The following is a 13,607-nucleotide window of genomic DNA, read 5'->3' on the forward strand; positions in this document are numbered from 1 at the left end:
AGAGTTTTTGCATTCAAAATTTATTCATTATATCACCTTCACTGTTGTCGATATCTGCAAAGATAAATTTGGTCAATATTGACATTTATTTTTTTTCAAACCACAAATTTCGAATTCCATTCATGGTTACCCAAAAGCCAATACTATTTCCATTTCTTTTGTACTTCGAAATTGCCATTCCTGACCAGTTCACGACATCTCTTTTAAGCACTTGAATTTCAAATTCACCAAAGCGACTATGATAACCGTATAATGATTTGTCTTTGAGCGTTATAGTATAAAAAGTTTCTAACTCGCTACTATAAAAATCTCCTGTATATGATTTTAATTCCTCCAACGTAAGCAATTTATCTTCGTATTTTTCAAATGTTTCAGTGGAATTATTCGCAAAAATTAAAGTCATTTTTGCTGAATGAATATCAAATTTTATAACTAATTTTTCATTGATACCCCCCATTTGAAATTCTGTTTCAGATATAGGAAGAAGAGGCGATTTTTGATTATTATTTCTTAAATACCACAAAGTATCGTTGGCTACAAAAATTTTTCGGGAATAATTATTTTTATTGTTCCAATACATTCCTTCATTTTTTTGCAAAGCTTCAATGCTAATTTTAAAGGAACTTTTTATTTCTTCAATTTTGGTAGGTTTAGATTTGTTTTGTAGGAAAAGTTGGCTGATTTGATTGGCTTTTTGTGATAATTGATTTGAAGTGAAATTTGACAAAATGATAATTTGTAAGTCTTCATCAGGATAAGAATACATTATTGACTGAAAACCAGCAATAGCACCTGTATGTTGTATTCTACGATTTCCAAAAAAATCATCAATTACAATTCCAAAAGCATAATTATTTTTCTCGCCTGAATTTAATGTAGTTAAAGTTTCAAGTATTGAAAAGGCTTTTTTCCAACTTTTAGGAGCTTTAGTATAATTTTTTGCCCAGTTCGATATATCGACACTTGTAGAATAGACATTGGAAGCTCCATAAGTTAAATCGTTGTTTTCAACCGTTTGAAAAAATGAAGGTGCTGTTTCAGTATAAGAATTTGCCGTTTTGGTAATGATTGCAGAATAATCTTCCTCAACAAAAGTGGAATTCAGGTGAAGTGGTTGAAAAACTTTTTCTTTCATATAGCTTTTGAAGTCTTGTTTAGAAATCCTTTCAATAATTTTAGCAAGTAAAATATAACCTGAATTAGAATACATAAATTCAGAATTAGGTTCAAAATTCAAATCTTGCTGTTTTAATAAATATCTATAAACATCATCGTTTGAAATGGCATCGCCCGAACGCCAACCTGCTAGACCAAACAATTCGGGAACGGCTCTTAATCCACTTGTGTGATGCAATAACTGTCGAATAGTTATCGTCTTTCCAAAATCAGTAAATTCAGGTAAATAGGTTTTAATATCATCATCAAAGGATAGTTTTCCATCAAGATATAACAAAACAATTCCCATGGCTGTAAATTGTTTTGATAAAGAACCAATATTAAAAACACTTTCTTCTGTATTTGGAATTTGGTATGGAATATTTGCCAAGCCATACGCTTTTGTAAAAACAAGATTGTTTTGATGTGTTACCAAAACAACACCCCCTGGATTGTTTTCTGTACTCCAATCGATAAATAAATTATCAATAAGATTTGTAGGGTTTTGACTTGTTGCTGAAAAAGTAATCAGCAATGCGACATAGATAAATGCAATTTGTTTCATTTTTTAATTGGTTTTAAATTAATACTGAAACAAATGTCGAATAATAGCTTCTGTTGTGAAAATAGATTATGCAAACACCTTTTTTTTGTCTGCAAAATATAGATTATAACATCTATAAGACTTTCGCACTACTGTATATTTTGTTAAGTAATTGGGCAGAATTACATATAACAAAACCCACGATTTTAATCGTGGGAAAAGAGGAGTAGAAAGGTGGAAAATATCCTCCAACTATCCCATAACTAAAGTTATGGGTTTCATTCTAAAAAAGATGCTTAATAAATAAGCCCTAAATAATTTAGTTCAATTACTTATAAATGAACACTTTATAAAAAAAAGATTGTAAATTATAATTCTACCATTGTTGGTGTTCTCACTGACAATAGTAAAACACAAATAAACTTTTGTTACAAGATACTGAGCGATTGACTGATAGGATTTGACTTCGGTCTTTAAAAAAAGTAGTAGGCTACAATAACCCATTAACTATTAATCTGTGCAAAAAAATGCTTTCTATATGTTTCTGAAATAGGAATAAGTTCGTTTGAAATTTTAATTCGACTTCGTTCAATTTCTTCAATTTTACTAATAGCAACCATATACGATTTATGCACCCGACAAATTAATTTTGCTGATATAAGTTGCTCCAACTCCGAAAAATTTTGAAGTGTCATAATTCGTTTGTTAGTGGTGTGTATTCTTCTGTAATCTCTCATTCCTTCAATAAATAGTATTTCATCAAGATTAACTTTTTCCAAGCGATTTTCTGTTTTTATAAAAATATAATTACTCGTCAATTCATTAGATTTGACCAATTTTTTGTCTTGAATTTTATTTACTGCTTGCAAAAAACGTTCAAATGAAAAAGGTTTTAACAAATAATCAGTAACATAAAGTTCATAGCCTTTTAAGGCATACTCTGAATAGGCAGTCGTAATAATTACCTGACAATCTAAATTAGAACTTTCCAACAACTCAATACCTGAAAGTTCGTCCATATTGATATCTAAAAAAAGTACATCCACCTTATTAGACTTCAAAAATGTCAATCCTTCAAGGGCATTATCAAATGTTTCAAGTAAATCCAAAAAAGGAATTTTTACGACAAAACCTTTGGTCTTTTCCAATGCCAAAGGTTCGTCTTCTATGATGATACATGTATATTTAGTCATTTATTAAGGTTAAGGTCACTCGGTAAGAGTTGTTGAGGTTGATGATAGATAAATTGTGCTTTTGTATAAGGGCGTTATCTAAATATACATAAAATATAAAAAGGAAAATTTCAAATTTTTTACTCAAAATCGCTTTTTATGGTAGCATAAAGGGCGATTTTATTTTTTTAAGTAGTTAAAGCACAACGATTTCAGAAAATACATAATTTGTATTTCGCTTGTATGGTACTTGTATTTGATTGGTATTCAAATGGTAGTCTATTTATATTGAACTACGATTTACCTTTGTCGTCTTTTCCCTCACAAGGATTTACCCAAACTACCCAGTTTGTCTTATATCATTAGCCTTATTTTGCTTATTTTGCGTACTCTCGTGTACTTTTAGCTGATTCTTTAGCATAGACACCATATCTTCTTTATCGGTAATTCTTGCCCTTAATTCTTTTATTAGCTCCTCCTTTTCGGCAAGTAAACCCTCTAAACGACTTACTTCACTTTGACACGAATGTAAGGCTTCTGTACCCTCAATGTTGCCTAATTTGTTGCTTATTACATTGCTTATTTTTCCAATTTCACTAGAGTTTATTTCCAAAGATTCCAAAGATTTTAATAATTCCAAATCTTCATTAAATTCATTGCTCATAAACTCCAAAAATTCCTCTGATGGCTTTTGTTTTCCTATTTCATAAAATGAAAGCAAGCTATCACTTATCCCAGCCATATCAGCAAGTTGTTTTTGGTTTAACTTTCTACCCTTTCTAAGGCTTCTTATCTTTTTTCCAATAGTCATTATTTAGAATCATTATAAATACACAATAAATCAATTAAAATTTTTGGAATTCCAAAAATTCTATATACCTTTGAGCTGTACTAATAGAGTACGGAACAAAGTAATAACCATTAACTAGTCTGCTATGAAAAAAAGAGATGATTATACTCCTTCCTATAAGCAGATAGCTAACGTACTAGGATGCACTGAACAGAATGTGAAAAACACTATGGCAGGTCAGTACGGTAGTAGAAAAAAAATTGAGAGAGTGAAGGCAGAATATGCTGAACGCTTAAAAGAAGTAGAGGAGGAGCTAAAGGAAAAGTACAGCACAAGCAAATGAGCCTTGTAGCTTTAAGATTTGAAGTATTCATAATATATGGAGTATTAATTTAAAGATAATTAGTACCCAAATGTACGGAATACTTTATAAATAGTTCTTTGAAATGAAGGTAAAATTTAAAGATAGGATAGAAAATGCTATTTGATTTTGTCAGATAGGATTTTTAGGGCGAACGGTTTTTTTAGAGTTCGATTCTCTAACGCCCTCAATCAAATCAATTTCAAATCAATAAAAATTAAACAAATGAAAACTCAAAACAACCCTTATAGAGCAAAAGCAAAAAATATAAAAGTTGATGCTTTACAAATAGAAGAAATTCAAGTGTGTGTTACTCGTGCAATTATCAAATTTGAGTATGATAGCAAAGTCTTTTTTATAGATATGAGAGAAATCTCAGACGATTATAAAATACTTCGTCTTATTCAATCAAAATGCTTAAAAAGACTTCCTGAATATCAAAATTTAGATATTGATTATAGCGATAAAGACTATCTACTAAGAGCGTTTTATTCTATAATCAGCAAATATACAAGGTTGGTAAAAGTACTTGTACACACGCATCAAGACCTTATTTGTTATTGTTCTCTTATTTCACACCGAGCAACTCGTTATTTTACTCACTCTGAAAAGATGGAAACTATCGATAGTCTTGTTAGAGAGTGTGATAAAGTAACTGTATAACGTTTTCAGAAACTACATATTTATTCAATTTAAAACCCTTTTAAATACTATTCAAATGGCGAAAAAACACACTCATTTACATATCTCTTTTGTTGTAGAGAATGTATATTTATCCAATACCAATATTAATTCTATTGAATCAGAGGAAGAGCAAACATCAGAATCTACTATTAAAGTGGAAATTCCAGATGTAAAAGAAACAACATCAATGATTTTACATGAATTAAAGTCAGTTTTTGAAAAAGCAATAGAGGGCATTAAAGTTTCAAATGATTAAGTAAAAATTCTTTTAATTCAGTATCATCAGTTTCAATACTTATCTCAATAGATGACTTATTCATAGGGTCGCCCAAAACAGTTAATGTTACTATTGCTGTACTATTATTAGGGTTAGGGCATTTATAAGTTTTAGTTTTTATCTGATTATAGATATCGTCAAAAACTTTATTGATACCTGATTTTACTAAGTCAGCTAATTTGTCTTTTCTAACTGAGTAACGAGGCATTTTATCAACTACATTAATCATTTTACTATAAAATTTAGGTTAAACAAAGTGGAATTTGAAACCTAAATATAGTAAAAAAAGCGTGAACGGTTCTTTTGGGGTTCGATTCCCCTTCACGCTCAATTCATTTCAAAAAATTAATCAATTATTTATGGACTATAACGACAATGTACAAATCGTACAAGGGCGTTTGTCCGTTTCATATACTTTCTTAGAACAATTTTATTCAGATGCTACTATTACTCCTAATGTTTCAAAAGGAGCTTGGGAGCAATCCCATAAAGGTTGGGTATTCTATGAAAGTATATTGAAGGCAAACGAACGCATCAAACGAAAAGACTACAAAAAAGACTTACCGAGTTATTCCGAATTAGAACTATCTTACAATAAGGCACAAACAAGTAAATTGCCTCAATATTTTGGCTATTACGAAAAGCTAATTGATTTAGAATACTTTACAATAAAGTACGATGCCGAATTAGCTGTTTGTTTAAAACGTGCAGCAGGTATTTTACGCTTTCTGATTGAAATAAAAGGAAAGAAAGATGCTAAAAAACTGGGTTTTGAGAGTAAAAAAGCTGTCTATTTGGCAGTTTTAGACTACTTAAAAGTCAATCAAAACACAATTAAAGGCATTGGAAACGGCACGAATATGCGCTATTTGCAGCAAAAAATAACCGATTTTAAGAACGAAGGAACAAAGGCTATTACTTGGGAGGTTGCTGGTAATCAAAACAGAAGATTGGTAAAAGGAACAACCGAAAATGTACTCTTATACTTGGCTTTTTCTACTTACGAACGCATACCAACAGCAGCTTCACTTCATAAGAAGTACAAAAAATTCCTTTCTAATGATGGCGAGCTAATTAAAACAGATACAGGAGAAGTTTATTCGGCTGCTGATTGTGTAGAAATTAGTAACGATGCCGTTTATGACTTGCTTAAAAAACGCCCTATTCGTTTGGCATTGGAAAAGAAATATACAAGTGCATTGCATCACAATTCTACTCAAAGTCCGTTTACGCACCGAAATAAAGCTAGTTTTTCATTGGCTAAACTTTCAATGGATGACAAGGTAATGCGCTTTACTCTTGAAAATGGTATTCAATGTTGGGCTTACTTAGTTTTTGATGTTCATTCAACGGCAATTATAGGCTATTCGTATGAATTTGATAGCAAGAAAAACGGAGAGTTTAAAAGTGGAAAGAACATTGATTTGTTCAAAAACTGTATTGTCAATACGTTTGAATTTCTACACAAAAACGGACTTCAAAACATCGTTCCTTGGCAAGTGGAAGCCGAACAACATTTGGCTAATACTGCAAAGGAAACCTACTTAAAAGAAGGTGTCATTTTTCCTTTTGTTCGGTTCGCTCGTGGTGGAAATGCACAGGAAAAACATGCAGAACGGAATATTAGGAACTTCAAATACAACTTTGAAGGCGAAACAAAAGGATTTAAGGCAAGACCATTTTTGCAAAAACTTGAAAATCGTTTGAACACTGATAAGAAGCTGCACAAATACAATCAATATCAACTATCAAATATGGTTTCTTCTCTAATATCTGACTACAATAACGATATACAAGAGAAATATCAAAAGAGTAGATTAGAACGATTTTTTGAGGGCGTAAATCGTGAGAAAATGCAGGAAGTAAGCTATATGAATTTGGCTTACTGGTTAGGCGAAAAAGTAGAAACAACCGTAAGACGAAATCAATATTTTGATGGATTTACAGAACGTTTCTTAATGCCATTTGATGTTGATTCGTGGTTCTTCAAACTCAAATCCGAAAAGATACAAGCCTATAAACTGCCATTTCTTGATAATAAAGTTTGGGTATTTCAAGGTGCAAACTTTGTTTGCGAAGCCGAGCTGCTCACGGAAGAAATGAAAGTTAATACAGCAATGGTAGAAAGAACCGAACAGGACACTAAGAATTTAGGCAAATTCTACCGACAAAAACAGCAATACGAAGCTATTGTAAAGGATAAAATCAATGAATTTTCTATGAAAGTAATTGATATATCCACTCCAAAAGTAAGGGAAGTAAAGACTAAAAATGAAGGCTACTTTGCACCGAAAAAGGAAACTTTCAAACCGAGTATTTACAAACCAAAAGAAGCCTCTTAATTATTTATTTACTGCTGATATTGTATACTAAATAAAAAAGCCGACTGTACAGGTCGGCTTAGTGTCCAATTATCAAATCAACGAAAAATTAAACACTACAAAAGTATGAAAACAGAATTTAAGGAACAAATTTTAGTTCGAATCCAAAACCTACTTTCTAAAAAAGGAGAAAGTCAAAACAAACTTGCTGATAAATTAGGTATTTCCTCAGCTAACCTTTCCAATATTGTAAGTCCAAAAAGAAAATGGGATAAGATAAGTGATGATTTTTGGCGCAAACTAGCATCTCATAATCTTATTAGAGTAGATTATTCAGAATCAGAATGGCAAGTATTTGAAACTCGTGGATTAAAGACAATACATGATATTTGTGAAGATGCGCAAGAGAATCACCGTTTTTTAGCAGGTTATGGCAAGACAGGAGCAGGAAAGACAGAAGCATTAAGGATTTACGCAAGTGAAGGGGATAACGTTGGTTATGTTCTTTGTGATGTATTAATGACACAAAAAGGGTTTCTAAATTCCACTTTAGAATCTTTTGGAATAGGATTAAATGGCACAAAGGAAGATAAGGTAAATAGAATAGCTGACAATCTAAGGAAATTAGAAAAGCCTTTATGGATTTTGGACGATTTAGGTAAAGTTAGAAATGACATCTATCCTATTATACAGTTGGTTTTTGATAGAGTACCTAATTTGGGTATAGGTGTTTTTGGAGTAGAGAAAATGAAGGAACATTTAGATAAAATGAAAAGCCGTGATAAAATGGCTTTTCCTGAGTTACACAGGCGCATTGAATACTGGCAAAATATCCCAAATTTAGATTGGGAAGAAATAAAGTTTGTTTGTGAGCAGTACGGTATTGCAGATAAACAAGAATTACACTTTGTGAAAAGCAATGTTACTTGTTTTGGTACTCTCAAAAACCTTATTATCAATGCGCTTCGTGTTGCCAAAGGCGAAAAAATCACTTTAGAAGTTTTACAATCTTTAAACCTTTCCAACTAATATGAAAACTAAAAATTTGACAATCGAAGAACGCCAATTATTAGTTTATGAGTTGGCAGGGTATAACGATGATACATTCTATACATTCTATCATTATGCTATGGATATGTATTTAAAAGATAAAGGTTTTCCTCCACACCAACGTGAAAAAATTAAGAAACTGAATTTATTTAAGGAATGGTTTGGAAAACAATTTGAGAAGCGTGATGAATTTATCATCAACGATATGTTAGTGCTTAACTTAGAAACAAATGAATATCATTTTTACGATTTTGATACAGATTCTACTTATACACTTCATCAAATTCAGGATTTTAAGCTATTCTATGAATTTCTACATTTAGACTTTTCAAGATACGATATGATGCCTTTTGTATTTGATTTCTTTGATAGTAGAAAACAGAAAATCAAAAAATCATTTGTTTACCAAAACGCATACTATCAAGAAAAATTAGAATTCTTTTTTCATTATTCATAATTAATTATAGCAAGGAAATAAAGGTAAGGAACGGCTTATTTGATAGCTCTAAATGAGCAGCCTGAAATATCATGACACCCTCTCTAAGCGATTAAGAAGACTATAAGCATTGTTTATAGTCTTCTTTTTTAATAAAATTTCAAATTCACTTTATAAATTTCAATTACAACTATGGAAACAAAAACAGTAGAAACAACCGAAGTAGAAATACTTTACAATCGTACCGAAGCCGAAAAATCACTAGCTAAGTATCGCAATGCAGAAGCTGAACACCAACTTATAACTGGAAACTTAGAAACCGAAGTTGCAGCTTTACAAACGAAATTCTCACCACTCTTAGAGCAGTTAAAAACGACAATGGAAAAAGAAGAGGAATATATGGAAGAGTTTTGTAAAAAAATAGGCTCTGAAAAATCTACATTTGATTCTCTTGGAGAGTTCGGTTACCGAAAAACTCCCCTTGCTATTGAAATAAAAGACGGATTAACTGACGAAGATGTAATTGAACTACTGGAGGAGTATTTAGTAAAAAGACACGCTGAAAAGGCTGAAAAGGTAACTAGAAAGATAGATAAAAACTATCTAAAAAAGTTGTTAGGACAAGGTAAAATGGAAAAAGATGTTTTTGATGAGTGTGGTCTTATTATAAGAGATAGCTCTACAAAATTCTTTGTCAAAACCTACGATGCAAAATCGTAATTCAAAACCCATTTAAACACTTCAAAAAAGCCTATTAAATACTGTTTAATAGGCTTTTTTTTAATCCTTATTTATGAAATATTCAATTACAAGCACAGGGAAAATATCCATTGAATTTACAAAAAAGCAAATAGAACTTTTGAGTGATGATTGTGAGGAAACATTAGAAATGGATTTAAGTATGAATACATGCAAAAATCTTCAATACCTCTTAATTAAGGAGTTGTTTATTAGCAAGTTGTACAAAATACGATTTATCCAAAAACCAAAACATCGTCTTACTTTATCAGCTTCGGAAACGGCTGCTCTTGCTTTTTCTTTGCCAATTAATAAAAGTTCTGATACTGGTTTTATGACTACTCCAATGCTGGAAGCTCTAAAGGATTTACGATTACTGTGCTACAAATAATCGCTTATGGGATATTACAAAGAACAGTATGTATCACCTAAGAACTTCAAAACGCAAATACAACCTATTGCAACAGCAATAATTCCATTACAACAAAAGTACAAAGCTATGGAGGAACAATTCAAAAAAACGCCAAAGGTTGTTACTCACAATCCAAATGCAAAACCTGTCTATAGGCACGAAAAATTAAACAGCTTACTCGACGCTGATAAATATCTCATTTATGTAGTCGGTGATTCGTATGTAATTCGTGCAAAAGATGAAAGCAATAGTTTAGAGCTGACTTTTGCAGTATATCGTAATTTTCTAATGAGTGAATTTGTACAGGTTTCTAGTGAATTAGTTGAGCTAATAACAAATTATTTTAGCTATGAGTGTGATGAATCACACCCAAAACAACAACAGACATTAAACGAGCTACTAGAAAAACAAAAAGCTCTAAAAAATATGATTGCACAGCTCAAAAACTATGTACAAAAGGAGCTTTTCTAATTAATCAATTATCAAATGAAAATAACTGATAAAAAAGGAGTAGATGTAAATACTTGTATTCATCCTTGGTTTGCTTATTTAAGCAATGAAAAGTATCACGTTTGGAAATCAGATGGCTGCACCAAACTACTTTTGATAAATGATAAATACTATCTATTTGAGGAATATTTATCTGATTTAATGTCAAATATGGACTTAATGACTGCTTTATGCAGGAAAGTGAATGGTATATATGGAACTGATTATGAAATTAAATATAGGTCATATTTAGTAATTGTTCAGAATGAAAATTACCTAAGAGAACTCTTAACTGATTATAGAAATTGTTTTTGGGATGAACATAAAATATATCATTCTGAGCAATATAAATACCTATACAGAGAGTATTTAAAAGCTAACCTAAAAAATAAAAAAAGTGGAAACAAGGCGTGGAAGGAATTAGAAGATTTTGAAAAATATTCCTTAAAAATGGCCAAAGATTTCCGAAAACGAAAAATTCCTTTTCGAATAGAAGAAATGAAAACCTACAATTCACAAAAGGAAATTTTCTAATTAATCAATTATCAAATCAATAAATTTTAATCAAATGTCAAAACTATATATACCAAAGCATCTTGGCGAACAATCAGAGCAGGTAAAAAAGAAAACGACAATAATAAAAAAAGTTGCTTTATGTAAAAAGAGAATTCCAATTACTAACAAAACTATTAATGTAGGTGAGCAAGTCTTTTTGGTTGAATCAGAGCTTGTAATTGGCAACTACATTAGTTTAAAATGCAGGTATGACAATGAAGAGTTTTGTATAAAAGGGTGTCTTAAAGATAATGGTCTTTTCGGATTGGTTGACGCAATGAATCAAATAGAAGAATTATTTGAGTTCACTGACAGAAATATATTCTATTAAGACATACTAAATTTTCTAATTAATCAATTATCAAATCAATAAAAATCAAAAACTATGGGAAAGACATTTTCGCATCATACTCTGCTGAAAAAAGAGTATGTAACCATTCCAATTAGCGAGGAATGGAAAAAAGCAATAGGCGAACCCGAAGTCGGATTTACGGCTTTAATCTATGGAGATAGTGGAAGTGGAAAGACTACATTTTGCATTAAGCTAACTAAAGAGTTAGCCAAACACGGTAAAGTATATTACAACTCTTGTGAGCAAGGCGAAAGCCGAAGCCTTCAAAAGGTTTGTCAGTTTTGTGATATACATGAAGTGAAAAAAAGCCAGTTGATGTTTGGAGACCGTGATACGTTTGAAGAGATGCTGGAAAAACTCAAAAAAAACCGTGCAAAATTTGTAATCATTGATTCACTTCAATACGCAAATCTGACTACTGCACAATACAAACTCCTTATTGAAAAATACCCAAAGAAAGCATTTCTCATAATAAGTTGGTCTAAGGGAGGAAAGCCGAAAGGCGAATACGGAAAAGCTATTGAATATATGGTAGATATAAAAATTACGGTTCATAAAGGAGTAGCAAAGGCAGCTTCACGCTTCGGACATACCGAACCTTACAAAATCTTTGATGCACCTCAAAAAGCGCAACAAGGACAAACTCACTCTATACCATTCAATCAAACTCTAAATCAAAAAAGCTCATGATAAATTCAGAGGAATTTCTAATAGTAAAACTTCTTATTGCATCTTCGGAGGGATACAACAGAACAACTGTAAATATTTACTCTGAAAAAGTATTAGAATATGCAAGGCAAAAGGGCATTTATGTGCAAGATTGGACAAAAGAGTTTTTCAAAATAAGAGATAAAGGATTGACAAAATCTGATGTTAAAAACTATCATTTGTTTTTAGCAGGTTCTTTATTGCATTATTTGGCTGGCAGTCCAATTGAAGAAAACGGAAATGTATTTACAAATATTTATGCTTTTCTTCGCTTTTTAAATAATATGGGAAATAATATAGGAAAGGAGGTAGAAAGTGAATAGCCCAAACAACACCCAAATACGGATATTTAATTCAATCCTAAATCGTAAGAATTTACGAGATAATAAAAAGGAAATTGTTTTTGAATATACCGAAGGCAGAACCGAAAGCACAAAGGAAATGACTAGCGATGAAATACAGAAGTTTATAGATTTTCATAATCAGACTTCAAATATTTCTCAAAAACGAAATGCAAGACCTTTTCGCAAAACGGCTTTTGACTATGAGCAGCAAGAAGGGAATAATATGCGTCGAATGATAATTGGTATTTGTCGTGAGGCATTTGATATGAATACGGATGACGGCAAAGCTGATATGAAACGCATTTATTCGTGTGTGGAGAAATTAGGCTACCTCAAAAAAGGCTTAAATTCATATACTTACAAAGAATTAACCACACTCGTTACACAATTTGAGAGAATTGGAGAAAGTACATTGAAGGCAAAGGCAAGAAAGAACAGGAAGGATTGGAAAGTTTCTGTTTTTGATGACGATGGAAATGAGATTGAATTTGATGTTACTGAATTTATGACTAAAACTAATTAATCTATGCGTTACTACATAAAATCTAAGAAATCAGGCAGCGTAAAAACGCTGCTTTTTTTTGATACCAGCGAAGACTTCTTTACTCAAATAGCACTCAAAAAGAATATGAAAGTAGTGCATTTGATTGACTTATTTACGTTAATCAATACTCATATTCTAACTTCTGAAAATTTCGGAAAGAAACGGATTGAAATAAATGAGCATACTTACGCTGTTTTGAAACAAACTAATTCTCCTGAAGAAAATGAAGTTTTGGCGAATAATGCAAACCTTTGGCGCAAAGTATATGAGCGAAACAAAGGTTTTAAATACGCTAAGGATTTCACAACGAAGGAAAAGCAAATTTTGAAAAAACAAAATTGGACACCTGAACTTGTACAAGCGTGGTTTGATTTATCTGAATGGTATGCGAAAACAAAAACGATTTCTTTTTTTGATAAATACATTTCGGAAGTTCAAGACTGGCTAAATACACAAAAACAAGGTGTAATAGAAGTAGAAAAAAACAATTATCCTGTTTTTTATTCTGTAAAGTTCAAAAACTCGTTACCTCCACAGGAGATACCAAAGTATTTGCAGCATTTGCAAGTATTAGGTTATAAGCCTGTTTATTCAGTAAATAACAAATCTAAAATAGTAGATTGGGTAAAACCTTAAAACGCTATTAAAAAAGCCTTCAAAGTGAAAATTTGAAGG

At 31.4% G+C, this 13,607-nt stretch carries 18 protein-coding genes; 14 read left to right on the plus strand and 4 right to left on the minus strand.

Annotation, left to right across the window (positions count from 1 at the left end; all coding sequences use genetic code 11):
* Nucleotides 1-85: 85 nt before the first annotated feature.
* From V9L05_RS19810 to V9L05_RS19820, 3 genes are all read right to left on the minus strand, one after another.
* Entirely contained in the window at nucleotides 86-1,720 is a 1,635-nt protein-coding gene (locus V9L05_RS19810) for a serine hydrolase domain-containing protein (RefSeq protein WP_338813621.1), read from the minus strand.
* A gap of 482 nt (nucleotides 1,721-2,202) precedes the next feature.
* On the minus strand, nucleotides 2,203-2,892 hold the full coding sequence (locus V9L05_RS19815) for a LytTR family DNA-binding domain-containing protein (RefSeq protein WP_338813622.1): 690 nt from the start codon (nucleotides 2,890-2,892) through the stop codon (nucleotides 2,203-2,205).
* Between the two features lie 319 nt (nucleotides 2,893-3,211).
* Nucleotides 3,212-3,613, minus strand: a complete 402-nt coding sequence (locus V9L05_RS19820; RefSeq protein WP_338813623.1) for a hypothetical protein — start codon at nucleotides 3,611-3,613, stop codon at nucleotides 3,212-3,214.
* A gap of 634 nt (nucleotides 3,614-4,247) precedes the next feature.
* Between V9L05_RS19820 and V9L05_RS19825 the strand changes: the two genes are divergently transcribed.
* Nucleotides 4,248-4,685, plus strand: coding sequence for a hypothetical protein (locus V9L05_RS19825; RefSeq protein WP_338813624.1), 438 nt, complete (start codon nucleotides 4,248-4,250; stop codon nucleotides 4,683-4,685).
* 55 nt (nucleotides 4,686-4,740) lie between these two features.
* Nucleotides 4,741-4,962: a hypothetical protein gene (locus V9L05_RS19830; RefSeq protein WP_338813625.1), complete on the plus strand. Its 222-nt coding sequence runs from the start codon at nucleotides 4,741-4,743 to the stop codon at nucleotides 4,960-4,962.
* Here the strand turns inward: V9L05_RS19830 and V9L05_RS19835 are convergent.
* Nucleotides 4,943-5,212, minus strand: coding sequence for a hypothetical protein (locus V9L05_RS19835; protein ID WP_338813626.1), 270 nt, complete (start codon nucleotides 5,210-5,212; stop codon nucleotides 4,943-4,945). The two genes, V9L05_RS19830 and V9L05_RS19835, sit on opposite strands and share 20 nt — an antisense overlap.
* Before the next feature lie 130 nt (nucleotides 5,213-5,342).
* On the opposite strand from V9L05_RS19835, the gene V9L05_RS19840 reads away from it, so the two are divergent.
* The 12 genes from V9L05_RS19840 (at nucleotide 5,343) to V9L05_RS19895 (ending at nucleotide 13,568) form a co-directional block, all read left to right on the plus strand.
* On the plus strand, nucleotides 5,343-7,325 hold the full coding sequence (locus V9L05_RS19840) for a hypothetical protein (protein WP_338813627.1): 1,983 nt from the start codon (nucleotides 5,343-5,345) through the stop codon (nucleotides 7,323-7,325).
* A 105-nt stretch (nucleotides 7,326-7,430) separates the two neighbouring features.
* On the plus strand, nucleotides 7,431-8,333 hold the full coding sequence (locus V9L05_RS19845; protein ID WP_338813628.1) for an AAA family ATPase: 903 nt from the start codon (nucleotides 7,431-7,433) through the stop codon (nucleotides 8,331-8,333).
* Between the two features lies 1 nt (nucleotide 8,334).
* Entirely contained in the window at nucleotides 8,335-8,811 is a 477-nt protein-coding gene (locus V9L05_RS19850) for a hypothetical protein (RefSeq protein WP_338813629.1), read from the plus strand.
* A gap of 171 nt (nucleotides 8,812-8,982) precedes the next feature.
* Nucleotides 8,983-9,510 (plus strand): host-nuclease inhibitor Gam family protein, encoded by a 528-nt coding sequence (locus tag V9L05_RS19855; RefSeq protein ID WP_338813630.1) that lies wholly within the window; start codon nucleotides 8,983-8,985, stop codon nucleotides 9,508-9,510.
* Nucleotides 9,511-9,583: 73 nt separating this feature from the next.
* Nucleotides 9,584-9,919, plus strand: a complete 336-nt coding sequence (locus V9L05_RS19860) for a hypothetical protein (protein WP_338813631.1) — start codon at nucleotides 9,584-9,586, stop codon at nucleotides 9,917-9,919.
* Between the two features lie 6 nt (nucleotides 9,920-9,925).
* On the plus strand, nucleotides 9,926-10,411 hold the full coding sequence (locus V9L05_RS19865; protein WP_338813632.1) for a hypothetical protein: 486 nt from the start codon (nucleotides 9,926-9,928) through the stop codon (nucleotides 10,409-10,411).
* 15 nt (nucleotides 10,412-10,426) lie between these two features.
* Complete coding sequence (locus tag V9L05_RS19870; protein WP_338813633.1) at nucleotides 10,427-10,963, plus strand: hypothetical protein; 537 nt, start codon at nucleotides 10,427-10,429, stop codon at nucleotides 10,961-10,963.
* A gap of 34 nt (nucleotides 10,964-10,997) precedes the next feature.
* Complete coding sequence (locus V9L05_RS19875) at nucleotides 10,998-11,315, plus strand: hypothetical protein (RefSeq protein ID WP_338813634.1); 318 nt, start codon at nucleotides 10,998-11,000, stop codon at nucleotides 11,313-11,315.
* 54 nt (nucleotides 11,316-11,369) lie between these two features.
* Nucleotides 11,370-12,026: an ATP-binding protein gene (locus tag V9L05_RS19880; RefSeq protein WP_338813635.1), complete on the plus strand. Its 657-nt coding sequence runs from the start codon at nucleotides 11,370-11,372 to the stop codon at nucleotides 12,024-12,026.
* Complete coding sequence (locus V9L05_RS19885) at nucleotides 12,023-12,367, plus strand: hypothetical protein (protein ID WP_338813636.1); 345 nt, start codon at nucleotides 12,023-12,025, stop codon at nucleotides 12,365-12,367. Before V9L05_RS19880 ends, V9L05_RS19885 begins: the two co-directional genes overlap by 4 nt.
* Nucleotides 12,360-12,911: a hypothetical protein gene (locus tag V9L05_RS19890; protein ID WP_338813637.1), complete on the plus strand. Its 552-nt coding sequence runs from the start codon at nucleotides 12,360-12,362 to the stop codon at nucleotides 12,909-12,911. The genes V9L05_RS19885 and V9L05_RS19890 overlap by 8 nt, the downstream gene beginning before the upstream one ends.
* A gap of 3 nt (nucleotides 12,912-12,914) precedes the next feature.
* A complete protein-coding gene (locus tag V9L05_RS19895) occupies nucleotides 12,915-13,568 on the plus strand; it encodes a hypothetical protein (protein ID WP_338813638.1) in 654 nt (217 codons plus the stop codon).
* Nucleotides 13,569-13,607: the final 39 nt, after the last annotated feature.

It is taken from the genome of Bernardetia sp. Wsw4-3y2, assembly GCF_037126295.1.
Classification (GTDB): Bacteria; Bacteroidota; Bacteroidia; order Cytophagales; family Bernardetiaceae; genus Bernardetia.